The sequence below is a fragment of the Stutzerimonas kunmingensis genome, from assembly GCF_032106285.1.
Taxonomy (GTDB): Bacteria; Pseudomonadota; Gammaproteobacteria; order Pseudomonadales; family Pseudomonadaceae; genus Stutzerimonas; species Stutzerimonas kunmingensis_B.
The window spans coordinates 128,819-153,352 of the sequence record NZ_DAMCPO010000004.1; the positions used below are offsets into that span (position 1 = coordinate 128,819).

General features: G+C 58.7%; 26 protein-coding genes and 4 tRNA genes. 8 read left to right on the forward strand and 22 right to left on the reverse strand.

What is annotated here, in order from left to right; genetic code table 11:
- Positions 1-20: 20 nt before the first annotated feature.
- The 7 genes from flgF to RT582_RS04875 form a co-directional block, all read right to left on the reverse strand.
- A complete protein-coding gene (flgF, locus tag RT582_RS04845; protein ID WP_014819774.1) occupies positions 21-761 on the reverse strand; it encodes a flagellar basal-body rod protein FlgF in 741 nt (246 codons plus the stop codon).
- 199 nt (positions 762-960) lie between these two features.
- A complete protein-coding gene (locus tag RT582_RS04850) occupies positions 961-2,661 on the reverse strand; it encodes a flagellar hook protein FlgE (protein ID WP_313476773.1) in 1,701 nt (566 codons plus the stop codon).
- 30 nt (positions 2,662-2,691) lie between these two features.
- Positions 2,692-3,375 (reverse strand): flagellar hook assembly protein FlgD, encoded by a 684-nt coding sequence (flgD, locus tag RT582_RS04855; RefSeq protein WP_023445473.1) that lies wholly within the window; start codon positions 3,373-3,375, stop codon positions 2,692-2,694.
- A gap of 19 nt (positions 3,376-3,394) precedes the next feature.
- The gene (flgC, locus tag RT582_RS04860) at positions 3,395-3,838 is read right to left on the reverse strand and encodes a flagellar basal body rod protein FlgC (protein ID WP_014819771.1); all 444 of its coding nucleotides are present in this window, start codon (positions 3,836-3,838) and stop codon (positions 3,395-3,397) included.
- Between the two features lie 11 nt (positions 3,839-3,849).
- Complete coding sequence (gene flgB, locus RT582_RS04865; protein ID WP_014819770.1) at positions 3,850-4,254, reverse strand: flagellar basal body rod protein FlgB; 405 nt, start codon at positions 4,252-4,254, stop codon at positions 3,850-3,852.
- Positions 4,255-4,451: 197 nt separating this feature from the next.
- Complete coding sequence (cheR, locus tag RT582_RS04870) at positions 4,452-5,279, reverse strand: protein-glutamate O-methyltransferase CheR (RefSeq protein WP_313476775.1); 828 nt, start codon at positions 5,277-5,279, stop codon at positions 4,452-4,454.
- 34 nt (positions 5,280-5,313) lie between these two features.
- Entirely contained in the window at positions 5,314-6,246 is a 933-nt protein-coding gene (locus RT582_RS04875; RefSeq protein WP_014819768.1) for a chemotaxis protein CheV, read from the reverse strand.
- An 82-nt stretch (positions 6,247-6,328) separates the two neighbouring features.
- On the opposite strand from RT582_RS04875, the gene flgA reads away from it, so the two are divergent.
- The 4 genes from flgA to RT582_RS04895 all read left to right on the forward strand — a co-directional run bounded on the left by flgA (position 6,329) and on the right by RT582_RS04895 (position 8,830).
- Positions 6,329-7,066 (forward strand): flagellar basal body P-ring formation chaperone FlgA, encoded by a 738-nt coding sequence (flgA, locus tag RT582_RS04880; RefSeq protein ID WP_023445476.1) that lies wholly within the window; start codon positions 6,329-6,331, stop codon positions 7,064-7,066.
- Between the two features lie 111 nt (positions 7,067-7,177).
- Positions 7,178-7,507, forward strand: a complete 330-nt coding sequence (flgM, locus tag RT582_RS04885; RefSeq protein ID WP_014819766.1) for a flagellar biosynthesis anti-sigma factor FlgM — start codon at positions 7,178-7,180, stop codon at positions 7,505-7,507.
- Between the two features lie 42 nt (positions 7,508-7,549).
- Positions 7,550-8,020: a flagella synthesis protein FlgN gene (locus tag RT582_RS04890; protein WP_023445477.1), complete on the forward strand. Its 471-nt coding sequence runs from the start codon at positions 7,550-7,552 to the stop codon at positions 8,018-8,020.
- A gap of 63 nt (positions 8,021-8,083) precedes the next feature.
- The gene (locus RT582_RS04895) at positions 8,084-8,830 is read left to right on the forward strand and encodes a flagellar brake protein (protein ID WP_042923625.1); all 747 of its coding nucleotides are present in this window, start codon (positions 8,084-8,086) and stop codon (positions 8,828-8,830) included.
- A 116-nt stretch (positions 8,831-8,946) separates the two neighbouring features.
- On the opposite strand, the gene RT582_RS04900 is transcribed toward RT582_RS04895, so the two are convergent.
- A tRNA-Arg gene (locus RT582_RS04900) sits at positions 8,947-9,023 on the reverse strand.
- 269 nt (positions 9,024-9,292) lie between these two features.
- Between RT582_RS04900 and RT582_RS04905 the strand changes: the two genes are divergently transcribed.
- The 3 genes from RT582_RS04905 (at position 9,293) to RT582_RS04915 (ending at position 10,272) form a co-directional block, all read left to right on the forward strand.
- Entirely contained in the window at positions 9,293-9,505 is a 213-nt protein-coding gene (locus RT582_RS04905) for a hypothetical protein (RefSeq protein ID WP_312943943.1), read from the forward strand.
- A gap of 43 nt (positions 9,506-9,548) precedes the next feature.
- On the forward strand, positions 9,549-9,734 hold the full coding sequence (locus RT582_RS04910) for a PA3371 family protein (protein ID WP_230355619.1): 186 nt from the start codon (positions 9,549-9,551) through the stop codon (positions 9,732-9,734).
- A gap of 214 nt (positions 9,735-9,948) precedes the next feature.
- Positions 9,949-10,272, forward strand: a complete 324-nt coding sequence (locus RT582_RS04915) for an Arc family DNA-binding protein (RefSeq protein WP_003301308.1) — start codon at positions 9,949-9,951, stop codon at positions 10,270-10,272.
- A gap of 269 nt (positions 10,273-10,541) precedes the next feature.
- On the opposite strand, the gene RT582_RS04920 is transcribed toward RT582_RS04915, so the two are convergent.
- The 4 genes from RT582_RS04920 to mgtE form a co-directional block, all read right to left on the reverse strand.
- Positions 10,542-11,678 (reverse strand): sodium ion-translocating decarboxylase subunit beta, encoded by a 1,137-nt coding sequence (locus tag RT582_RS04920; RefSeq protein ID WP_014819748.1) that lies wholly within the window; start codon positions 11,676-11,678, stop codon positions 10,542-10,544.
- Between the two features lie 10 nt (positions 11,679-11,688).
- Positions 11,689-13,473: a sodium-extruding oxaloacetate decarboxylase subunit alpha gene (gene oadA / locus RT582_RS04925; protein ID WP_313476778.1), complete on the reverse strand. Its 1,785-nt coding sequence runs from the start codon at positions 13,471-13,473 to the stop codon at positions 11,689-11,691.
- A gap of 22 nt (positions 13,474-13,495) precedes the next feature.
- Positions 13,496-13,738, reverse strand: a complete 243-nt coding sequence (locus RT582_RS04930) for an OadG family protein (protein WP_041013465.1) — start codon at positions 13,736-13,738, stop codon at positions 13,496-13,498.
- Between the two features lie 140 nt (positions 13,739-13,878).
- Complete coding sequence (gene mgtE, locus RT582_RS04935; protein WP_014819745.1) at positions 13,879-15,312, reverse strand: magnesium transporter; 1,434 nt, start codon at positions 15,310-15,312, stop codon at positions 13,879-13,881.
- Between the two features lie 334 nt (positions 15,313-15,646).
- Here mgtE and RT582_RS04940 point away from each other — a divergent pair, with 334 nt between their 5' ends.
- A complete protein-coding gene (locus RT582_RS04940; protein ID WP_313476781.1) occupies positions 15,647-16,129 on the forward strand; it encodes a DUF4124 domain-containing protein in 483 nt (160 codons plus the stop codon).
- A 49-nt stretch (positions 16,130-16,178) separates the two neighbouring features.
- On the opposite strand, the gene RT582_RS04945 is transcribed toward RT582_RS04940, so the two are convergent.
- The 10 genes from RT582_RS04945 to RT582_RS04990 form a co-directional block, all read right to left on the reverse strand.
- Positions 16,179-16,255 (reverse strand) — tRNA-Arg (locus RT582_RS04945).
- Positions 16,256-16,326: 71 nt separating this feature from the next.
- A tRNA-Arg gene (locus RT582_RS04950) sits at positions 16,327-16,403 on the reverse strand.
- A 111-nt stretch (positions 16,404-16,514) separates the two neighbouring features.
- A tRNA-Ser gene (locus RT582_RS04955) sits at positions 16,515-16,605 on the reverse strand.
- Positions 16,606-16,667: 62 nt separating this feature from the next.
- Positions 16,668-16,853: a carbon storage regulator CsrA gene (gene csrA, locus RT582_RS04960; protein ID WP_003283978.1), complete on the reverse strand. Its 186-nt coding sequence runs from the start codon at positions 16,851-16,853 to the stop codon at positions 16,668-16,670.
- 179 nt (positions 16,854-17,032) lie between these two features.
- A complete protein-coding gene (locus tag RT582_RS04965; RefSeq protein ID WP_014819743.1) occupies positions 17,033-18,271 on the reverse strand; it encodes an aspartate kinase in 1,239 nt (412 codons plus the stop codon).
- Between the two features lie 120 nt (positions 18,272-18,391).
- A complete protein-coding gene (gene alaS, locus RT582_RS04970) occupies positions 18,392-21,016 on the reverse strand; it encodes an alanine--tRNA ligase (RefSeq protein WP_313476784.1) in 2,625 nt (874 codons plus the stop codon).
- Between the two features lie 170 nt (positions 21,017-21,186).
- The gene (ltaE, locus tag RT582_RS04975) at positions 21,187-22,203 is read right to left on the reverse strand and encodes a low-specificity L-threonine aldolase (protein WP_313476787.1); all 1,017 of its coding nucleotides are present in this window, start codon (positions 22,201-22,203) and stop codon (positions 21,187-21,189) included.
- Positions 22,204-22,253: 50 nt separating this feature from the next.
- Positions 22,254-23,474 carry a hypothetical protein gene (locus RT582_RS04980; protein WP_101274269.1) on the reverse strand — a complete coding sequence of 407 codons (1,221 nt, stop codon included), beginning with the start codon at positions 23,472-23,474 and terminating at the stop codon, positions 22,254-22,256.
- A gap of 67 nt (positions 23,475-23,541) precedes the next feature.
- On the reverse strand, positions 23,542-23,991 hold the full coding sequence (locus RT582_RS04985) for a YcgN family cysteine cluster protein (RefSeq protein ID WP_313476789.1): 450 nt from the start codon (positions 23,989-23,991) through the stop codon (positions 23,542-23,544).
- Positions 23,992-24,096: 105 nt separating this feature from the next.
- A complete protein-coding gene (locus RT582_RS04990; protein ID WP_313476792.1) occupies positions 24,097-24,498 on the reverse strand; it encodes a hypothetical protein in 402 nt (133 codons plus the stop codon).
- Positions 24,499-24,534 lie beyond the last annotated feature (36 nt).

Sequence of the window (24,534 nt, forward strand, 5' to 3'; positions counted from 1 at the left end):
GCGCCGCCGGCGCCACGCTATTAGCTGAGTTGCAGTACGCGCGCCATGGCAGCCGCGTCATCTTCGGCGGTGCGCATCATCTTTACGTGCAGTTCGAACTGGCGAGACAGCGCCAGGATGGAAGTCATTTCGGATACCGCATTCACATTGCTCGCCTCGAGAAAACCCGAGACGACCCGTACGTTCGCGTCAGGCTCGATAGGCTGGCCATCCTTCAGCCGAATCAGGCCATCAGTGCCCTTTTCCAGCTGCTGCGGATCAGGGTTGACCAGCTTGATGCGATCCACGGTGACCACAACGTTCGGGTCCTCGCCCAGCGCGCGAATACTGATGGTGCCGTCATTGCCGACGTCCACCTTCTCTTCCGGCGGAATCGCGATCGGCCCACCATTGCCCAGCACCGGCATACCGTCTGCGGTACGCAACATGCCAAGCACGTCAATATTCAGGCTGCCGGTGCGGACGTAGGCCTCACTGCCATCTGGCGCCTGCACCGCAATCCAGCCCTCGCCTTCGACGGCGACATCAAGATCACGACCGGTTTCCTGCAAGGTGCCCGGCGTGAAGTCGGTGCCCGGACGCTCGGACATCGCATACACCCGCGCAGGATGACTGTCGCCAAAGACCTGCATCGAACGGGCTTGCTCGAAATCCCGGCGAAAGCCGGTGGTGGAAATATTCGCCAGATTGTTGGCATGGGCCTGCTGGGCCCGCGCATTCTGGCTGGCACCGGTCATGGCCACGTAGAGCATCTTGTCCATCGACATCTCCGAGACGCGAGTTTGACACTTACGATTCTGTTGCAGATGAAAAATGCAAGGCGCGTGCCATCACCGAAAGGACCACTTAAGAAGCTGATTTATATAGCTTTTACAGAAACGAAGAAGGCCCTTACGGGCCTTCTTCGAAAGGAGCGGCGGAATAATGCCGTCAGCGGCAACCGTTCTTTGCCGCGGGCTATCACCGCAGATTGATGATGGTCTGCGTGATAGCGCTTTCGGTTTCGATGGTCTTGGCGTTCGCCTGATAGTTGCGCTGGGCGACGATCAGATTGACCAGTTGGTCCGAAAGCTCGACGTTGGAGTCCTCCAGCGCACCGGCCTGCAGTGCACCGAGCGTACCGGAGCCAGGCGTACCGACCACGGGCTCACCTGACTCGAACGATTGCACCCACTGCGACTTGCCCACCGGGGTAAGGCCTTGAACATTGGCGAAGTTCGCCAGGATGATCTGCCCCTGCACCTTGGACTGACCATTGGTGTAGCGAGCGAAGATCACACCGGTGTCGTCGATTTCCAGACCTGCCAGCTCACCGGTGGTGTAACCATCCTGAGCAACACTGTTCACCGCGAAGGCACTGGCGAACTGCGATGACTTGGAAAAGTCGAGAACGATGCCGTCCGGGTTGGCCAGCGCGCCGTTGGGCGACCATGTAGCGGGAGTACCGCCGTCGGATATGGCAGGAATCCAGCCGTCCGGATTGGTCGCGCTAGGACTATTCAAGGTAACTTTGAGATCAGCCCCAACGGTAAAAGGGCCAGCCTCCGGATTCCCAATGCTGGTTAGAGCACCGGAAGAGTTGAAAGTCAGTCCCATCACATAGGGCTCTGGCGGCTCTTGACCAGGAGCAGCCGGATTACGACCATCAATCAGCACCTTCATATCCCAGGTATTGGCGCTAGTCTTGACGAAGTACTGCGTCATGACGTGCGCGTTACCCTGCGAGTCGTAAATGTTCAGCGACGTCGAACTGTTATATGTGGTCGGATCGGCCGGATTGAATGTCGCGTCTGCTGTGCTGAGCGCAAGAAGCTTTACAGCCTCAGTCCCCGAAGCGGCCTTGGCAACCTCTACAGCCGCAACTTCCGCAGCAGCTATAGCCTCGACGACCTTTGGACCAAGCTCTTCATCAGGAATCGCGATACTTCCAACGCTGGATAACATCACGTCGTCGTAAGCTGTCCGATCAGCGGCGGGAACATTTATCAAAGCGTCCTTGTAAGCGCTTGCTCGCTCAGCGGCGGTCGGTGCTGACGGAATATCTGCGTTTGTAGTCAACCAGCTGTTCATCGCAGTCACCAACTTCGAATCAGTCGTGAAGTTGTCGCGATAAGCCTTGTCGATCACACTATCGTACGATGCCTGCCATGTTACGGGCGCTTTCTGTGTCGAGTTCAGGTTGAACGCCGTATCGATCTGACTGGTAGCCTTCGGCGCCTGATTGGTCGTCTGCACCTGCAAGTCACCCACGACGCCGTTCTGCAGATTGCCGTTGTCATCTACCGGGAAGCCTTGCAGCTTGTAGCCGAAGTTATCGACCAGGAAGCCCTCACGGTCGGTACCGAAATAACCCGCGCGCGTATAGCTGACTGCGCCATTGTTGCTGACCTGGAAGAAGCCGTTGCCATTGATCGCCAGATCCAGCGCATTCTGCGTGTAGTTGATGTTGCCCTGATTGAACTGCTGAGAAATGTTCGACATCAGCACACCGCTGCCCTGCGGGTTTTTCCCGGTGCCGAGCACGGAGGCCGCATACACATCGGAGAACTCCGCACGCGATTGTTTGAAGCCCACGGTGCCGGCGTTGGCAATGTTGTTGCCGGTGACATTGAGATCTTTACTCGCCGCACGCAGGCCGCTAAGACCGATATTGAAGGACATTGAATCGCTCCTTTGCCGAAGTGCCGGCGGTTATTGTCCGATGACCTGGACTTGAGAAAGCCCGATGCTGCCAACACCGGCAAGGTTGAGCATCAGCTCCCCGCCGTTCTGCCCGAGGGTTACGCTGTCGACGTTAGCCGGCAGCAAGGTATACAACCCCTTGGTTTCGCCCTGATACGTAGCCTGCGCCTCGAATCGATAGGTGCCGGGCGGCAAGACCTTGCCGCTGGAATCCTTGCCATCCCACATGAAGGAGATGTTCCCGGCCTCTTGCGCACCCATGTTCACGCGACCAACCGCAGCGCCGGTACTGTCGTAGATGTTCACGAACACATTGCTGCTCGACGTCGGCAGCACCAGGCTGGCCTTGAAGGTTTCACTGGTATCGACCACGGCCTTGTCGGCCGGCACGATCACCTTGCGCCCGACCAGGGACGAGGCCTGGAGCGCCTGCGAAGACTGATAGCCGGAAAGGATGGTTTCCATGCTGGAATTCAGTTTCTCGACACCCTCGACGGTGCTGAACTGCGCCAGCTGACCGATGAACTCGCCGTTTTCCTGAGGTTCCAGCGGATTCTGGTTGTTCATCTGGGCAACCAGCAGTTCAAGGAACTCGTTCTTGCCAAGGTCGTTCCCCTTGACCTCGCGATCCTCTCCGAACTGGTACTGCTCGAGTATCGAACTGGTACCGCCAACGCCGCTTGTAGTGCTCATGAATGCGCTCTCGTAACGATCACTGACCCAGCGTCAGCACTTTCTGCAACATGGTCTTGGCCGTATTCATCAGCTCGGCGTTGGTCTGAAACGCGCGACTGGCTGAAATCATGTCGGCCATCTCTTCCACCACATTGACGTTCGGGTAATACACGTAGCCTGCCTCATCAGCGGCCGGATGATTGGGTTCGTAGCGCGCCTGCAGCTCGCCCTGATCCTCGACTACACCCAACACCTGAACACCTACGCCCGCCTGATCCTGCTCCGCGAAAAGCGACTGGTCGGGCTGGCCGCCGGCCTGCTGAAATACGGTTGCAAACACGGGATGCCGAGCGCGGTAAGTCTGATCGACGCTAGATGAAACGGTTTCGGCGTTCGCGATGTTGCTGGATATAGTGTTCAGACGGGTGCTCTGGGCACTCATGCCACTACCGGCAATGTTAAAGACGCTGCTTAGAGACATGGGAAACTCCTTTACTCGCCGCGCAGGGCACTGATCAGCCCTTTGAACTTGCTATTGAGCAGGGTGAAGCTCGCCTGAAAGTCAACGGCGTTCTTCGCGTAGTTGGATTGCTCGATCTGCAGATCGACAGTGTTCTGATCAAGCGAGGGATGCGCGGGAGTGCGGAAGCGCAAGGAGGCATCGGCAATCTCCAACCCCTCGGCGGCAATATGCTTGTCACTGGTCCGCGTTACCCCGAACCCACCCTGGCTGCGAGCGGACTGCTCGGCAAGCACGCTGCTGAAGTCCAGATCGCGGGCCTTGTAGTTAGGCGTGTCGGCGTTGGCGATATTGTTCGCCAGCACTTCGGCGCGCTGCGAGCGAAAACCGAGTGCCTTCTCGTGTAAACCCAGTGCCTTATCGAAACTGATGCTCATGATCTGGCCCTCTGCCGGATACAAGTCTGCTTACGCAAACACCAGCAAAGCTCATGCCACTGAACGCAAACCATTGATTTTATTAGCCTAACCAGAAAACTCTTGGTTAGAGGGCGTCAAAAGCGGCAAGGCTTTACCGCTTTTTTGCCGCACCCGCCATGTTGCATGACGGTTTTCTGCCGCCGGCGTCATGCCGGCTATTTCGCCTTGTAGATGATTCCCGGACTGCACTGGACCATCTGATACAGCTCAGGCAGGCCGTTGAGCGCTTCTGAGGCGCCAAGAAACAGATAGCCGCCTGGGCGCAACGTCGCATGAATGCGCTTGAGAATGTCCTTCTTCACATCGGCGGAAAAGTAGATCAGTACGTTACGGCAGAACACGATGTCGAACTTGCCCAGCGCGGCATAGCTGTCGAGCAAATTCTGCACCCTGAACTCGACCCGCGAACGGATCGCGGGCTTGACCGCCCACCGCCCTGGTGCCTTGACATCGAAGTAGCGCTGCAGGCGGTCACGGGACAGGCCGCGAGCAATTGCCAGACTGTCGTATTCTGCCGCCTTGCACGCCGCAAGCATCGCGCCGGACAGCTCGGTAGCCACGATCTGCACCCCGGTTTTCGCCTGACTGGGATTGCTGCGCTCGTACTCATCGATGGACATCGACAGAGAGTACGGTTCCTGCCCAGACGAGCATGCCGCCGACCAGATCCGCAGACGCTGCCCCGCACCAGTCTTGAGCATCTCTGGCAGTACACGACTCTTGAGCACTTCGAAAGGGTAGGTGTCACGAAACCAGAGCGTTTCGTTGGTCGTCATAGCATCGACGACTAATTCCCGAAGCCCGCTACGTGGCTGTGCCTGAATCTTCCGGACCAGATCGCCCAGCGTCTTGATGCCTTGTTGTTCCATCAGCTTGTTCAGCCGACTGAACACCAGATACTGCTTGTTACTGCCCAGCAGAATGCCGCACGTCTTTTCAAGAAACACCCGGAACTGCTCGAAATCCAGATCGACTGACACCAATCAAAGCCTCACCATCATGAGAGAGGAACTAGCCTCAGTTTGCATCCGCCTGCCTGATCCGCTCAGCCACTCGGGCAGCGAGATCATCAGGCTGGAATTTGGCGAGGAAGTCATCCGCCCCCGCCCGTTTCACCATGTTCTGGTTGAACACGCCGGAAAGGGAAGTATGCAGGAGTATATGCATACCTTGCATGCGCGGATCGTGCCGCACCTCGGTAGTCAGGGTATAGCCATCCATTTCCGGCATTTCAATATCGGAAATCATCATCAGAAACTCTTCAGCCGGCTTCTTGCCCTCGTCAGCCATTCGCTTCAGATAATTGAGGGCCTCCCGTCCATCATTCAGCTTGACGACCTCGATACCGATATTTTCCAGGCAACGAGCAATCTGCTTACGCGCCACAGACGAGTCGTCGACGATGAGCACGCGACACGAAAGCGCCCTGGCACGGGTATCGTCATCGACCACATCGGCTGACACCTCTTCGGAGGTCGGTGCAACTTCTGCCAGCACCTTTTCCACATCGATGATCTCCACCAGCTTGTTGTCGATGTGAGTTACGGCCGTCAGGTAATGATCGCGCCCTGCACCCTTTGGCGGAGGCAGGATCGCTTCCCAGTTCAGATTGACGATCCTTTCAACCGAGCTCACCAGGAAACCCAGCGTTCTGTTGTTGTACTCGGTGATGACAGCGAAAGAATTCTGCAAATCCATCAGCGCCGACTTGCCCGTGGCGAGCGACAGATCGAGGATAGGCAGGGTGCTGCCGCGAATGCTTGCAACGCCCCGTACCACCCGGCCGCATTTGGGCATCACGGTCAGGCGCGGGCACTGCAACACTTCGCGCACCTTGAACACGTTGATGCCATATAGCTGCTCGCCTTCGAGACGAAAAAGCAGCAGCTCCAAACGGTTTTGCCCCACCAACTGGGTACGCTGGTTAACCGAATCCAATACACCGGCCATGCCAGTCTTCCTCTCTGCTTGCAGATTATTGGGGCCGAGGACGCGGCACGCCCCTTGCTTTGGTTGGGATATGAACGTCCAAATGACCATTTTCCGGCGCGGCCGGCTACCGTACAGAAATGTGCTGCTATCAATGCTGTGCGTGTTTTCTCAGTTCACCCACGCGTCAACCTTGTCACATCCTCAGCAGCTTATCGACGTGACCGAGCAGTTTCTTGAGCAGACAGTAAGCGAGTATTTAAGCCGCAGCGCTATCGATGCACGCTACGAGGTCGAAGTAGCCAGGCTGGACCCTCGTTTGCGCTTGAATCAATGCGATCAAACTCTCACGACCAACCTTGGCAGCACCGCTATCCCTGTAGGACGTGTGAGCGTACGGGTAAGTTGCGAAGGCAGCAGCCCATGGTCGGTATTCATCCCTAGCCACGTCCGCCTTTATCGTCAGGTCCTTGTCGCCAGCAAATCACTTCTGCGCGGCACAGTATTGACCGATGCCGACGTGAGGCTAGCCGAACGGGACGTGTCCATCCTTACTCAGGGATACCTGACAAGACACGACGAGGCGCTGGGTAACAAGCTGACACGGCCGGCTCAGCCAGATCAGGTCATCACGCCTAATCAGCTGGAAATGGCGAAGGTAGTACGCAAAGGTGATCAGGTGGTCATCACGGCCAGGTCGGGCTCGATAAGCGTACGCATGCCCGGCGAGGCGATGGCCGATGGCGTTACGGGCAAACAGATCCCGGTCAAGAACCAACGTTCCGGTCGCACTATCAAGGCCCGAGTGACTGGCCCAGGGCAGGTTGAAGTGGCAATGTAGCATGTCCGCATGCCGCAGTTTTCCAGTGTGTTCGCTGGAAAAAAAGGCTAAAGTTTCCTCCATTGTTGCCGAACACATGGCAAGCGTCCTGATTCCTTCGAGGTTTGCATCATGGTCATCGACTTCAATCGACCCAACAGTCCACTGAACGCCCCTAACGGGCGCAGCGGCGTACAAGGCAACGAGCGTACTGCCGGCACCCAGCAAGGGCCTGCTAGCGAAGCGCCTAAAACCGACAGCGTCAACTCCAACACTAGCGACACCGTTCAACTGAGCCCTGAAGCCCAGCGCCTGCAGCACGCGGCTGACAAATTGAACGAGCAGCCCGCAGTGGATCAGGAGCGCGTTGAGAAGCTGAAACAGGCGATCGCTGATGGCTCCTACCAGGTTGATAGCCAACGCGTCGCATCCAAGCTGCTCGCGTTCGAGACCCAGCGCTGAACCTGAGCCGACACATACACGCGAGCAAGCCCAGAGCACGAAATGCAAGAAACAGCCCTGCTTGAGCAGCTAACCGATGATATCGGCATCGCACGCCAGCTCCTTGAACTCATCGATCAAGAGTTCACCGCACTGGGTGAACGCAATCTGGCGGAGCTAGAGGCGATATTAGCGAAGAAGCAGCCGTTACTGGCACTGCTTGGACAGCATGGCACTCAGCGTAGCCAGTGGCTTGCGGGATTGCAGCTGACGCCTGATCGCGCCGGACTTGAAGCGGCCGCAAATAGATCGAAGGACGGTGCGCTCACCCTTGAGCGAGCGCTATCGCTGGAGACAGAGCTTGAGCGCTGCCGTAGCGCCAATGAAAGAAATGGCCGTCTCATCCGAGCCAATCAAAGCGCCCTCGGCGGAATGCTGCACATTCTCCAAGGCAAGGACGATACACCCGGCCTGTATGACAATCGTGGCGGTTCCGCCAAGAACAAGCCGCAACGGCCTCTGAGCCAAGCCTGAACGATAGACCGCCACAAGGACGCAACGCGATGGTGACAACAATGCGCCGGAGAGCATCGGCCCGTGTCTAGCTTATTCCTCGGCGATGAAGGCCCGCAGCCTCCCAAGGCACTGACGGCGCCACTCGAGATTTACGCCAATCTGCGTCCCCTTCTGGACAACAACACCCCCCTCACGCTTCGCTTCCATGAGCGCAACCAGCGCTACCAGAGTTTTCTGGTTGAAATGAACCGTGAAACCGGCTGGATAGCGCTCGACGAATTGATCCCCAATGACGGCGAGAGACTGCTATTGCAAGGCGAGCCGATTCATATAGAAGGATTCTACGAAGGCGCACGACTCTCCTGGACGAGCGACCAACAGGTTCATACCGGCGAGATTGATGGCGCTCGCTGCTATTGGATCCCAACCCCGACAACGCTCACTTACCATCAGCGCCGCAATGCTTATCGCGCACAGCTGAAAGAGATCACCGTCGCTGCGCAACTCGGCGGCTCAACAGTAAGAAAAGCCCTGGAAGGCAGACTGCTCGATATATCGGCTACTGGCTGCAAGCTGAGCGTAAAGGGCGACCAACAGGCCATCCTTCAAACGGGACAAGTCTACGAGATGATCGCGAAGCTACCCATTGGCGCGATCCAGACGGAAGTCGAGCTTCGTCACGTGGCCATTGATGAAAAGTCTGGAACTTCGATCTGCGGGCTGCGCTTTCATCGCCTCAGCGGACTGACGCAACGTCAGATTGAAAAGCTCGTGTACCAGCTTCAACGCGATGCACGCCGCGACAATTCCGCCTCACCGTTCGGCTAACGCGCCGCGCAGCGGGCCTTGCCAGACCACCGCTCAGCTCAAGGCTTGTCGCGGAAAAGCGGCACAGCCGAGTCACAAGCCTTGCTATCTGAACGTGATCGCTGTGCGAAATCTTATGGCGTCCCAGGCGAGGTTCGAACTCACAACCTTCCCCTTAGGAGGGGGATGCTCTATCCAATTGAGCTACTGGGACATCACGCGGCGGGCATGGTAACGAGCCAAGCATGATTTGTCATGCGCATCGTAGACCTGACGCCATGCAGCCTCCTACAGCCGAATACGCCTCTCACACTCAGCAATGCAAATTGCATGACCGCTATCAGTCATCCGTGCAAAGCGCAAGCAAAACTCGCTTCAACACAAAGCCAACTTATTGATTTATAAGAGTTTTTATCCAGATTAACTTTGGCACAGCTACTGCAATAGCTAGGCAAAGTTAACGTGACGCGAAGGATAACGCTCATGATCAAGTCGGCTTTTCTTCTTACTACAGGCTTTACATTTGCCGCCCTGACAGCCTCGCAGCTGCCATCCGCCGAACCGCAGCAACAGCGATACGAGCCCTCTTCCCAGTTCTCCATTCAGCGCACGAGCAATTTGGAACGCGCACAGATCACCACCCTCAACTCAGGCGAGGCGAACGTGCTCACTCAACCGCAACGCTGGGTGTTCTAAGGGATTCAGTTGAGCGCGGATGGTTCCGCAAAAGGAGTTACTCATGTCCAGATTTGCATTGACTTGCTTGCTTCTTACCGCAGCGTGCGGCTACGGTGCCTTTCTGCCCCCCCAAAGCCTGGCGACCTTGGATACCTTGTGCAAGGCAGGGCTTGGCATATTCGGAAGCTTATCCCTGATCGCACTCATGATCGGACGCAGGATCAAGTTCGATCCAGTGCTGCGCTAAGACCCCATAACCGGACGATAATCAGACTGGTTCACAGTAAAGGCATTTTGATAGCACGAGCACTTTACTAATCAGAATATCGACATACAATTGGCGTCATGAAGCCGTCTCCTAATTTTTAACCTGGCTGACGGAACAGCGAGTACTGGTGGTTGTCAGACCGGTGACTACCCCGGCAATACGCCAGCACGCCCACCTGACTAACCGGTTAATTATGCGCCCTATGAAACAGGCAGTTTATTCCAGCCGTACGGCTGACAAATTCGTTGTTCGGCTTCCCGACGGCATGCGTGAACGCATCGCCGAGGTAGCGCGGAATCATCACCGCAGCATGAACTCAGAAATCATCGCTAGATTGGAGCAGAGCCTGCTGCAGGAAGGCGCACTGGATGAAGATCTGAGCATGCGGCTCGACAGCCCAGAGCTGTCTCTTCACGAGCGAGAGCTTCTACAGCGCTTTCGCCAGCTCGCTCACCGCCAGCAGAACGCGCTCATTGCATTGATCGCCCAGGACACCGAGCTCGCCAAAGAAGATTGACCGCGGACCAGCCACCAGCTGGAGACAGGTGACTGGCTCCAGCTGACGCTGATTACCCCCTGCTTCCGGCTGCCACTCTCAGGCGGTCAACAAGTCAGCCAGCCGCATCAGTTCACCCCTTCATCATCGTCCTAGCCAACCAAGACAGGCACGAATGTGCTTCGGACACACGGGTTGCGCCGAATCTATGTCGACCCGAGATCCGCGCTCAATAAGAAGTCAGAACTTGAATGCAGCAAGGCGCCCCCGTTGCAGAGGCGCCTATACAACTAGCCTACAAAGTTGAGCAGCACCCCGGCCGCAACCGCAGAGCCGATGACACCTGCCACGTTGGGCCCCATGGCATGCATCAGCAAGAAGTTCTGAGGATTGGCCTCCAGCCCCACCTTGTTCGATACACGCGCAGCCATCGGCACAGCAGAGACTCCTGCGGAACCGATCAACGGATTGATCTTGTTCTCACTGAAACGGTTCATCACTTTGGCCATGAAAATACCCGCTGCGGTACCACCGCAAAAGGCAACCATACCCAGCACGAGAATCCCCAAGGTTTTCATCTGCAGGAAGGCTTCGGCCGATAGCTTCGAACCGACTGTCAGACCAAGAGCAATGGTGACGATGTTGATCAGGGCATTTCGTGAAGTATCCGCCAGGCGGTCCACCACACCACATTCGCGCAACAGATTACCGAAAGCGAACATACCCACCAGCGGTGCGGCATCCGGCAGTAGCAAGCCGACCAGCAAACAGAGCACCAGCGGGAATACTATCTTCTCGACCTGCCCGACATGACGCAGCTGCGTCATGACGATTGCACGCTCCTCTTTTGTGGTCATCGCACGCATGATCGGCGGCTGAATCAGCGGCACGAGGGCCATGTAGGAATACGCGGCAACCGCAATCGGACCGAGCAACTCTGGGGCAAGCTTGGATGTCACGAAGATCGACGTTGGACCGTCTGCCCCCCCAATGATAGCGATCGACGCTGCCTCGCGCAGCGTGAACTCCATACCCGGAATCCCGGCAGCGGTCAGAGCAAGAGCGCCTAGCAGGGTCGCAAAGATTCCGAACTGCGCCGCTGCACCAAGCAGCAGGGTCTTTGGGTTGGCAAGCATGGGGCCAAAGTCGGTCATCGCGCCAACGCCCATGAAGATCAACAGCGGAAAGACGCTGGTCGGTAACCCTACCTCATAAAACAGATGCAGAATTCCGGCGCCCTCTCCCATGTTGGCAACCGGGATGTTTGCCAGGATGCCACCGAACCCTATAGGGATCAGCAACAAAGGTTCGAATCCCTTCCGGATCGCTAGATAGATCAGCCCCAGACAGACGAAGATCATCAGCGCCTGCCCTGGCTCCAGATGGTACAGGCCGGTTCCGTGCCACAGCTTGAGCAACTTTTCCATGGGACTCCCCTTAGCCGATGCTCAGCAGACTGTCACCGACCGAAACCGCGTCGCCCACCTTGACGCTGACGGAGGCGACGGTACCGGCCTTGAACGCACGGATCTCGGTCTCCATTTTCATGGCTTCGAGAATCATCACCAGATCGCCCTCTTGGACCAACTGTCCGGGCTGCACCAGCACTTTGAATATGTTGCCCGCCAGCGGCGCCGCCTGGGTTTCACCACTGGCAGGCACGGAGGCAGAACCAGCAACCGCGCTGGTAACGCCGCCACCAGCGCCGAGAGGCTTGATGCCCTCGATATCGCCGCCATCGCTCACTTGTACGACGAAAGATTTGCCGTTGACTTCAACGGTGTAGACCTCCGGCTTGCCCGCCTCTCGCGGTGGTAGATCGCCCCCGGTTGGCGCCGGCTCGAACGCGGATGGGTTTCCACGGTTCTCCAAAAACTTCAATCCGATCTGGGGGAATAGCGCATAGGTCAGCACGTCATCGATCGAATCCGTAGCGAGCTTGATGCCTTTCTCTTTTGCGATCCCTTTCAGTTCGGCAGTAAGTCGATCCATTTCCGGCTGCAGCAGGTCTGCGGGACGACAGGTGATCACCTCGGCCCCCTCCAGCACACGAGCCTGCAGCTCGGAATTGAAAGGCGCAGGGGCCGCACCGTATTCACCTTTGAGCACGCCTGCCGTCTCTTTGGTGATCGACTTGTAGCGCTCTCCCATCAGCACATTGATCACCGCCTGGGTACCGACGATTTGCGACGTGGGCGTCACCAGCGGGATGAAGCCGAGGTCTTCACGAACGCGAGGGATTTCAGCAAGCACGTCGTCGAACTTGTCCAGAGCGCCCTGCTCCTTCAGCTGACCTTCCATATTGGTCAACATGCCGCCGGGCACCTGAGCCACGAGGATTCGCGAGTCGACACCGCGCAGGGTGCCCTCGAATTTCGCGTACTTCTTGCGGACCTCGCGGAAGTACGCCGCGATTTCCTCGAGCAGCTCCAGGTTCAAGCCGGTATCGCGCTCCGTGTCCTGGAAAATAGCCACCACCGATTCCGTCGGAGAATGCCCGTAGGTCATCGATAGCGACGAAATGGCTGTATCGACATTGTCGATACCCGCTTCTACTGCCTTGAGGATGGCGGCCGTCGACAGGCCGGCTGTAGCGTGGCACTGCATATGGATCGGAATCGCAAGGCTGGACTTCAAGCGCGACACCAGCTCGAACGCCATGTACGGCGTAAGGATGCCTGCCATATCCTTGATCGCCACCGAATCGGCGCCCATATCCTCGATCTGCTTTGCCAGATCGACCCACATCTCCAGCGTATGCACCGGACTGGTGGTATAGGAAATGGTGCCTTGTGCATGCTTGCCCTGTTGTTTGACGGCACGCAAGGCAGTTTCGAGATTGCGCGGATCGTTCATAGCGTCGAATACGCGAAAGACATCGACGCCATTTACAGCGGCGCGCTCGACGAATTTTTCCACGACATCATCGGCGTAGTGCCGATAGCCCAGCAGGTTCTGGCCTCGCAGTAGCATCTGCTGGCGCGTGTTGGGCATGGCCTTCTTGAGTTCGCGAATGCGCTCCCAAGGGTCTTCTCCCAAGTAGCGGATACAGGCATCGAAGGTCGCGCCACCCCAACTTTCCACCGACCAGAAGCCAACCTGATCGAGCTTGGCAGCGATCGGCAACATGTCTTCCAAGCGAACACGGGTGGCTAGAATGGATTGGTGCGCATCACGCAGCACCACATCGGTTATGCCGAGCGGCTGTTTAGCAATGGTCATGGAAGGAACTCCCTTTCCAGAGTCAACCGCGTCGCGCGCGGTGTTGATGAATCGCGGCCTGGATGGCTGCAAGAATATCCGCATCTGTTTCAGCGCTCGCAACCTGAGCGGCCGCTACTCGAGGCGCCGGCTCAGTGACGAAGCGGCCGGCGAGGTAGGACATCAAGCGAATGCAGAGGATCAACAGCACGAGAAAGGCGAAGACGAAACCGATGCCGAACAGCATGAGTTCGACGCCTTCGAGCAGGAGTTGGCTGGGGGTCATCGGGAGTTCCCTTGTCAGCAGCTCAAGCTGCTTGTTATTCGCTGCGTGGGTTCGGACACGTTTCGCGACACACGAAACGGCCGAACCTTAGCCCGAAACAGCGAAATAAGGCAAACCCCAATAAAGCGCGAAAAGTACCGCTACAGCAGAAAAATGGTCGCCAATCCAAGGAAAATGAAGAACCCCCCGCTGTCTGTCATGGCAGTGATCATGACGCTTGCCCCCATTGCCGGATCGCGCCCCAGGCGCGCCAGCGTCATAGGAATCAGCACGCCCATAAGCGCAGCGAGCAGCAGGTTCAGTGTCATAGCCGCCGTCATGACTACCCCCAGAGACCAGCTGCCATACAGCCACCAGGCCACCGCACCGATCACACCACCCCAGACCAGCCCGTTGACCAGACCAACCCCGACCTCCTTGCGCAACAGTCGGGTCGTATTACCGGTACCCACCTGATCCAACGCCATTGCGCGCACGATCATGGTGATTGTCTGATTACCCGAATTTCCGCCAATGCCTGCGACAATTGGCATCAGGGCCGCGAGGGCCACCAGCTTCTCGATCGAGCCATCGAACAAGCCGATTACCCGGGAGGCGATAAATGCAGTGACCAGATTGACCGCGAGCCAGGCCCAACGGTTACGGACGGATTTCCAGACGGAGGCGAAGATGTCTTCCTCCTCGCGCAGACCGGCCATGTTGAGAACTTCGCTTTCACTCTCCTCACGGATCAGGTCGACCATCTCATCGATGGTCAGACGCCCGATCAGCTTGCCACCCTTGTCGACGACCGGCGTCGATACCAAGTCATAACGTTCGAAGGCCTGCGCCGCGTCATAGGCGTCTTCATCCGGGTGAAAGGTGACGGGATCGCTGGCCATCACCTCCGCGACCTGCTTGTCCGGATCGTTAACCAGTAAACGCTTGATCGGGAGCACGCCCTTGAGCACGCCGTCGTAGTCGACCACGAACAGCTTGTCGGTGTGGCCCGGCAACTCCTTGAGGCGGCGCAGATAACGCAACACCACCTCGAGACTGACATCCTCACGGATGGTCACCATCTCGAAGTCCATCAGTGCCCCGACCTGATCCTCTTCGTAGGACAGCGCTGATCGCACGCGCTCGCGCTGTTGCGCATCGAGGCTTTCCATCAACTCATGAACGACGTCGCGCGGCAACTCCGGCGCTAGGTCTGCCAGCTCGTCGGCGTCCATTTCCTTCGCCGCGGCAAGCAGTTCGTGATCGTCCATATCGGCGATCAGCGTTTCCCGAACTGCGTCGGACACCTCGAGCAGGATATCGCCGTCTCGCTCGGCCTTGACCAGTTGCCAGACTGTCAGTCGCTCTTCGAGCGGTAGCGCTTCGAGAATGTGAGCGACGTCAGCAGGATGCAATTCGTCGAGCTTGCGTTGCAGCTCGGCGAGAATCTGACTCTCGTCGTAGATCTCACCCTGCTCGCCGTCCTGCCGGTACTCCCCGTCCTCACCGAGGCGACGGCGCTGCAGCAGATCGACCACCTGCGCCAGGCGATCTTGCAGGGTCTCTTGGGGCTTTTTTGCTTCTACTTCTGTCATGGCGCACTCCACCCTGGCCGGGAGCACGCCAGGGAAAATCAATCAATCAGTACGTGATTGGCAAATTGGAAACGTGAACGACTACTGGGTAAGTCCATAAAGAAAGGTTGTTCCACAAACCCTAAGGGGCAGATGCGGGCATCATAACATCGCAATCAGCGGCCCGACGCGCTCAAACACGGCCATCACAAGGGCTGCGTCAAAGATGTAGAAAAGCTTGCGACGGAGAAGCCGACATTCTGTCGACGCCTTCACGCTGCGAAGAGACACGAATGTACGAGCAGCTTTTATTGAGTAGCCTGAATGGACAGTTGTTCAGTCATGGAGGACGAGAATGAGAGCACTGTCCATAGGTGTGAGCCTGCTATTGCTATCCACCCCCGCATTTTCAGCAAGCGTATTTCGCTGCATCGACCAATCCGGGCATGTCACCTTCAGCCAGCAAGGTTGCCCGGAAAACCAAAGACAGCAACGGCAGCACGCAACCAATCCAACACCCAGCTCAGGGAAAGCCGTGCCAATGGCGACCCTCAAGACCAGGAAAAGCCCCGCCGGCAGTGAAGGCGAAAGCCTGGCGATAGTCGCCGAACGAGATGACGGTTGCGGCAACAGAGTAACCGGCAGCGAACGGCGCAGCGCAATCATCAACAAACAGATCCGCACCGGCATGACTCGCAGTGACGTCGAAAGCGCATTCGGACGGCCGGAGAGCATCACAAGTAGCAACGGGCGGGAACGCCTGCGCTTTCGCAGCAGCAGCGGCCAGGTACGCACCGTCAGCTTCGACGAGTTCGGCTGCGTTCTTGGTAGACGCTAATGCTCGAAAACGAAAAAGGGCCTGCATCGCTGCAGGCCCTTCTCTTGGTTGGCGCACTCAGGAGGATTCGAACCTCCGACCGCTCGGTTCGTAGCCGAGTACTCTATCCAGCTGAGCTATGAGTGCGTAAGTGCTTGTTAGACCAGATCACCACTGGTGGCTTGAGTGATCCGCATTTCTGCCGATCATTCGAAGTGTGGCGCACTCAGGAGGATTCGAACCTCCGACCGCTCGGTTCGTAGCCGAGTACTCTATCCAGCTGAGCTATGAGTGCGCTGAGCGTGCGCATTATAGGGAGTAAACATTGACGGTCAAGCACTTTGCCGTGGCGCTTTCTTGCGTGAAAGCAGGCTGCCGCGAGAACCCTGAACCCTAGAATGCAAAATGGCGGAGAAGGGGGGATTCGAACCCCCGACACCCTTTTGAGGTGTACTCCCTTAGCAGGGGAGCGCCTTCGGCCACTCGGCCACCTCTCCGCAACACGGGGCGCATAATACCCATCTTTACCCCGTTTGCAAAGCCGAAAATTACAGAAAAATTAGTGGCTTGGTTCCTGATCCTTCTCTTTCTGGATCCGTTGGTAAATCTCCTCGCGATGCACCGCCACCTCCTTGGGCGCATTGACGCCGATACGTACTTGGTTTCCTTTCACACCCAACACGGTGACAGTCACATCGTCACCCACCATCAGGGTTTCTCCAACCCGGCGAGTCAGAATCAGCATTCCTTTCTCCTTAAACGGATTCAGTTCAGTAAACAGTCTGCAAAGATAAATACGGAAAATGTCCGTAAAACATGAAGCTAGAGCCTTTCAACAGGTATTGACCCGCGCGCAGGAGCCTAAAGTTCCTTTTCGCATGACCCAATACGACAGAAGGCGCGGACTAGCGCGCCTTCTGCGAATCATTCCGCAGTATTGCCGGCGGGCGCATCAAGTTCGAACGCAGTATGCAAAGCACGCACGGCAAGCTCGAGATACTTCTCCTCGATCACTACCGACACTTTGATTTCCGACGTCGAAATCATCTGAATGTTGATATTTTCCTTCGCCAAGGCCTCAAACATGCGGCTGGCTACGCCGGCATGCGAACGCATGCCTACGCCGACGATCGACACCTTGGCGATATCCGTATCGCCGATGACCTCACGAGCGCCCATTTCGGATGCAATGCCCTGCAATACCTGCAACGCATTGTTGTAGTCGTTGCGATGCACAGTGAACGTGAAGTCGGTGGTGTTATCGTGCGCGACGTTCTGCACGATCATATCCACCTCAACGTTCGCCGCGCTGACCGGCCCGAGGATCTTGAACGCCACACCGGGCGTATCCGGGACCCCACGGATGGTCAGCTTGGCCTCGTCGCGGTTGAAGGCGATGCCGGAAATGATGGGCTGTTCCATGGATTCCTCTTCATCAAGGGTAATGAGGGTACCCGGACCCTCCTGAAAACTGTGCAGTACGCGCAGCGGGACGCTGTACTTACCGGCGAACTCAACCGCCCGAATCTGTAGCACCTTGGAGCCGAGGCTGGCCATTTCCAGCATCTCCTCGAAGGTGATCTTGTCCAGTCGCTGAGCCTTGGCCACGACCCGAGGATCGGTGGTATAGACGCCATCCACATCGGTATAGATCTGGCATTCGTCGGCCTTCAGCGCAGCGGCCAGCGCCACGCCTGTGGTATCCGAGCCGCCACGACCCAAGGTAGTGATATTGCCCTTCTCGTCCACACCCTGGAAGCCAGCCACCACAACAACCCGCCCAGCCTTGATGTCGCGCTGGATCCGCTGGCCATCGATCTGCAGGATGCGCGCTTTGGTATGGGCGCTGTCGGTGAGGATACGAACCTGATTGCCAGTGTAGGACACCGCCGGTACGCCGCGCTTGATAAGCGCCATCGCCAACAGGGCAATGGTCACCTGCTCACCGGTGGAAACCATCACATCCAACTCTCGGGCGACCGGCTGATCACTGATCTGCTTGGCGAGATCGATCAGGCGGTTGGTTTCGCCACTCATTGCCGAGACGACCACGACGATATCGTCTCCACCGTCGCGGAACTTCTTGACCTTCTCGGCCACCTGCTCGATCCGCTCGACAGTGCCGACCGAGGTGCCTCCAAACTTCTGTACGATCAAAGCCATTGTTAGCCGCCTAGAGCCCCTGAGGGGCGATCATTAATCAAACAACCCCGAAACCTGCCAAGCACCGACTCAACCAGACCCGCTCGACGGGCGCCGGCGGGACGCAGCACGGTAACTGAATCAAAGCCCCTGCTCGGTAAATGGCACCGCAAGTGCCAGCGCATCATCCAGCTTGGCCGGCTCGCTGCCGCCGCCTTGCGCCATATCCGGACGACCGCCCCCCTTGCCGCCAACCGCTGCCGCGGCCTGCTTCATCAGGTCGCCGGCTTTCAAACGACCAGTCAGGTCCTGGGTTACGCCCGCGACCAGCACCACTTTATCGTCCTGAACACCACCCAGGAGGATGACGGCGCTGCCCAGCTTGTTCTTCAGCTGGTCGACCAGCGCCAGCAACGCCTTGCCGTCCAGCCCGTCCTGGCGCGCAGCAAGCACGCGCACGCCCTTCACGTCCAAGGCGGAGGTCGCCAGGTCGTTGCCTGCTGCGCTGGCCGCCTTCGCCTTGAGCTGCTCGAGTTCCTTCTCCAGCTGACGGTTGCGCTCAAGAATCCCACCGAGCTTGTCGAGCAGATTGTCACGGCTGCCCTTGACCAGGTTCGCCGCCTCTTTCAGCTGTTCCTCGGCTGCATTGAGGTAGGCCAATGCAGGTGCGCCAGTGACCGCCTCGATCCGCCGAACACCAGCCGCCACGCCGCCTTCGCTGGTGATCTTGAACAGCCCGATGTCGCCAGTGCGGTTTACGTGAGTACCGCCGCACAACTCGACCGAGAAGCCACCGCCCATGGTCAGCACCCGCACGGAGTCACCGTACTTTTCACCGAACAACGCCATCGCGCCCTTGGCCTTGGCGGTATCGATATCGGTTTCCTCGATCTCCACGGCGGAGTTGCGGCGAATCTCGGCGTTGACCCGATCCTCCAGCGCGCGCAGCTGCTCTGGCTTGATCGCCTCGAAGTGGCTGAAGTCGAAGCGCAGGCGCTGGCTGTCCACCAGCGAGCCCTTCTGGCTGACGTGCTCGCCAAGAATTTCGCGCAGCGCGGCATGCAGCAGGTGGGTTGCCGAATGGTTGAGCGCAGTGGCCTGGCGCACGGACGCATCCACAGTCGCCTCGACATCCGCACCTACGTGCAGCGTGCCGCTGTCGACGATGCCGTGATGCAGGAAGGCGCTGCCGGCTTTGCTGGTATCGCGAACATCGAAACGCAAGCCCTGAGCTTCGAGATAACCACAGTCACCGATCTGACCGCCAGATTCGGCATAGAACGGCGTCTGGTCGAGTACCACAACGCCCTCCTCCCCGGCATTCAGGCTGTCGACCACCATGCCTTCCTTGAACAGGGCCAATACCTTGCCGGTGCCCGACGTGCCCTGATAGCCGATGAAGCGGGTTTCACCCTCCACCTTGACCAGGCTGTTGTAGTCCATGCCGAAGGCACTGGCCGAACGCGCACGCTCACGCTGCGCCTGCATTTCACGTTCGAAACCGTCTTCGTCGAGGGTCAGATTGCGCTCACGGGCGATGTCGCCGGTCAGGTCGACCGGGAAGCCGTAGGTGTCGTACAGCTTGAACACCACATCGCCGGGTATGACGCTGCCGGTCAGGCCAGCCAGATCCTGCTCGAGGATTTTCAGGCCCTGCTCCAGGGTCTTGGCGAACTGTTCTTCCTCGTTCTTCAGCACACGCTCGATATGCGCCTGCTGCTGCTTGAGCTCAGGGAACGCATCGCCCATTTCCGCAACGAGTGCGGCGACGATACGGTGGAAGAAGCTGTCTTTGGCGCCCAGCTTGTTGCCGTGACGGCAGGCACGGCGAACGATGCGGCGCAGGACGTAACCGCGGCCTTCGTTGGACGGGGTCACGCCGTCGGCGATGAGGAAGCCGCAGGAGCGGATATGGTCGGCGACGACCTTCAGTGAAGCCTGACCTTCGTTGGCGCAGCCGATGGCATCCGCCGCTGCGTTGAGCAGGCTCTGGAACAAGTCGATCTCATAGTTCGAGTTGACGTGCTGCAGCACCGCACTGATGCGCTCAAGGCCCATGCCGGTGTCGACGCTCGGCGCCGGCAGCGGATGCATAACGCCATCGGCGGTGCGATTGAACTGCATGAAGACGTTGTTCCAGATCTCGATGTAGCGATCGCCATCTTCCTCCGGCGAGCCGGGCGGGCCGCCCCAGATGTGCTCGCCGTGGTCGAAGAAGATCTCGGTGCACGGGCCGCACGGGCCGGTGTCACCCATCGCCCAGAAGTTGTCCGACGCGTAAGGGGCGCCCTTGTTGTCACCGATTCGCACCATGCGCTCGGCCGGCACGCCGACTTCCTGGGTCCAGATGTCGTAGGCCTCGCCGTCGCTGGCATAGACGGTGACCCAGAGCTTCTCCTTCGGCAGGTTCAGCCACTTCTCGGACGTGAGGAACTCCCAGGCGTAAGTGATGGCATCGCGCTTGAAATAGTCGCCGAAGCTGAAGTTGCCGAGCATCTCGAAGAAGGTGTGGTGACGCGCGGTGTAGCCGACGTTCTCCAGGTCATTGTGCTTGCCGCCCGCCCGCACGCACTTCTGGCTGGTCGTGGCGCGGGTGTAGGCGCGCTTTTCCAGGCCGAGGAAGCAGTCCTTGAACTGATTCATGCCGGCGTTGGTGAACAACAGGGTCGGGTCGTTCGCCGGAATCAGCGAACTTGAGGCCACGCGTGTGTGGCCCTTCTCTTCGAAGAAGCGGAGGAAGGCTTCACGGATTTCTGCGCTTTTCATAGATTTCTTCCAGAGGACTGCGGCCGAACGGCTGCAAAACGACACGGCGAGGCGAGACTACCGAAAACCGGTTCGCAACTACCCAACGGATAGCCGGCAAAGGGCCGCATTATATCGGGCCTGCGCGCCGGGTATAGGGGATAAAGGTGATTGAATCAAGCAATTCGACGTCAGCAACGGCCCATGTTTTCGGCAAATTCGGCGAATGCATTCGCCACTACCGGAAGATGCTCGTCGCGCAGGTCCATATGGGTAACCAGCCGCAGCCGAGTCGCAGACGTCAGGCGAATGCCACGCTGCGCGCAGAAGGCCGTCAGCGCCGCTGCCTTTTCCCCCATCTCGACATAGACCATGTTGGTCTGCACCGGCTCCACAGCGAAGCCGAGGGCTGCCAACTCATCGCCGAGCTGTAGTGCACGACGATGGTCATCGGCCAATCGCCCGATGTTGTGCTCCAGCGCGTACAAGCCAGCGGCGGCGAGAATGCCGGCCTGGCGCATGCCGCCGCCGACCATCTTGCGTAGACGCCGGGCCTTGGCGATGAACGCCTCTCTGCCGCACAGCACCGAGCCGACTGGCGCACCGAGGCCCTTGGACAGGCAGACCGACACCGTATCGAAATGCCGGGTGATCTCGCACGCATCGCAGCCGAGCTTCACCGCAGCGTTGTACAGCCGCGCGCCATCGAGGTGCAGCGCCAGCCCGTGACGATGGCTGAAGTCGCGAGCCTCGGCCAAGTAGTCCAGCGGCAGAACCTTGCCATGCATGGTGTTTTCCAGCGCGAGCAGGCGACTGCGGGCGAAGTGGAAATTGTCCGGTTTGATCGCGGCCTCGACACGCGCCAGATCCAGCGTTCCGTCGGCTTCCATTTCGATCGGCTGGGGCTGGATCGAGCCGAGCACGGCGGCTCCGCCGCCCTCGTATTTGTAGGTATGGGCCTGCTGCCCGACGATGTATTCATCGCCACGCTCGCAGTGCGCCATCAGCGCCAGCAGATTGCTCATGGTACCGGACGGCACGAATATCCCCGCAGAGAAGCCCAGGTCGGCTGCGAGGCGCCGTTCGAGCAGAATGACCGTTGGATCTTCGCCATAGACATCGTCACCGGTTTCGGCGGCAAGCATCGCTTCGCGCATTGCTGCGCTGGGCTGGGTAACGGTGTCGCTGCGTAGATCAATCACGGACATGAGATCTCCTCGGGCTCAGGACAAGGCCAACGACGCTACCGCGGCCGCCGTCAGCGCAACAGGCGCGTATCGAGCACCTTCGAGCCACCACCCAGCAGCGTCTCGGTCATTTCGATGAAGGCGTCGGTGCTGACCGTATCCATGCGCATCAAGCCACGACTGACGTCGTCGAGCGAATGGCGGCCCTTGCTGCGCTGACGGATCTCCTTGTCCAGCTCCTGCAACAGCAGCACGGCACGGGCGGTGATCGGCCCTGTCGAGCGCTCGGTGCGCAAGCTATCGACCTTGCGGCTCCACTTGGTCAGATGCTCACGTACCGCCTGGTAGCGGTCTTCGCTCATGCCACCGGCGCGACGCACCAGTTCGATGGCGTAGTACTCGGCCAGCCCCTCAGTGATCCAGTCACTGCGGTCGCTGTCCTTGATGCGGCTAAAGACGTGAACAAGCTCATGCACCAGCGAGCTTGTACCGTTCTCGCTGACAATCGGCCGATCGGCGTGCATGTACAGGGAGTTCGGACCGGACAACCCGCCGCGCCACATGGGGTCGCCGGCACCGACGATGAGCAGCTTCGCCGGGTCGCGGGGAAAGACATTCTGTACCTGCGGCCAGACGAAGGTCAGCATCGTCAGAATATCCATCCGCCGGACGCCCTCGCCAACCGGCGCCGCGATGGTGACGTCCGTTTCGCCGAGCTTGGCGCGACGGGTACCGAGCTTGCCGGCGAGCATCCAACCGGTCGGCCGGTCGAAAAGCCGCTCACGGTTATCCACGCGGAAGCGATTCTTGCCGACACGCGGCCAGCCGGTTTCGATGCTCTTCCAACCCTCGGGCAGCTCGAAGGTGATGCGCGAAACCAGTTTCACACCGTCGACCTGATCGAGCCGGGCCGGCGGCACCAGATCATCGCCACGGAACAGCGCCCAATCACCGGTCATCCGTGCGTCGTAGCGTCCGTTGTCGCGCGGATGGCTGATACGCACGCGGTAGCTGAGACGCGCCTTGCCTTCGGCGGGTCGCCAGGCACCACGCTCCGGCGACGCCTGCAACCACTCGCCATCCGCTACGAAATCGCTGTAGTAGCCGTCATCGCCCAGATTGAACTCCAGGCTACGAACCGCTTCGCCTTTCTCCAGGATCAGTTGCACCTCGGCCTGATCCTCGTCGGGCAGAAAACGCACGTGATAGTCCAGGTCGACCCGCTTGGCCGCGTGGGCCTCGGCGCTGACGAAAAGAACAAGAGCGAACAGCGACAGCAGTCGAACAAGCATCGAAGAGAACTCCATCGGAAACGCGCGGGGTGTGCTGATCTTGAGACGATGCAAACGAGGCTTAGATTCAACCGGCACGGAAAATCAGGTGGTCTTCCCAGTGCTCCTCGGCAACGCTGCCTTCGGCGAGCATCCGGCCCGACTGGGAAATCCGCTCGACGTGCACCGCTTCAGGGTCGCCACAGACCAGGTGATGCCAGAGCGGCAGGTCCTTGCGCTCGGCCACCAGGCGGTAGGCGCAGGTGGGCGGTAGCCATTTGAACTGAGCAGCATCGGAAGCGCTCAGCTGTATGCAGTCCGGCACACTGGCGCGCCGGTTCGGATAATCGCTGCAGCGGCAGGTCTTCAAGTCGAGCAGCTTGCAGGCGATACGTGTGTAGTAAACGGCGCCGTCTTCCTCGTCCTCGAGCTTCTGCAGGCAGCAGAGGCCGCATCCGTCGCACAGCGACTCCCATTCCGCCGCATCGAGTTCGGCAAGGGTTTTGCGCATCCAGAAGGGTTCGACCTTGGCCGCCATGACTGTCACTACCGGTAAAAACCGGCAAGTCTAGCCACTGTCGGATATCCGGCCAAGAGCCGCCAGGCGGATGCCGCCGGTAGGAGCCGGCGGCTACATCGAGCGCTACTGCTTGTCGAGCATCTGCCGGTGACTACGCATCTGCTCGAGCATCTGCTCCATGTGCTGGATACGCATGTCGAGCATCTCCTTGGACGGCGCGCCCATCATGCCGCCACCCATGGCGCCCTGCATCGGCTTGCCACCCTGCTTGCCCATTCCGCCGCCGGGCCCGCCCATCGGGCACCCGGCCATGCCACCCATACCGGACTGCATGCTCTGCCAATGCTCTTCGCGAAGTTTCTGTCGCTCCTGCGGGGTCTTCGCAGACTGCCAGGCCTGCCGGTACTCCTGCATCTTCTGCCAATGCTGCTGCCAGGCTTCGTTATCGCTGGAGGGCATCTGCGCGCCGGCCGACATCGCCAGAGCCGCCATTACCGAACCGATCACCAAAGAACGCGTTTTCATCGTCGTCTCCTTATGCATGTACGGTCAGAAGAGCGT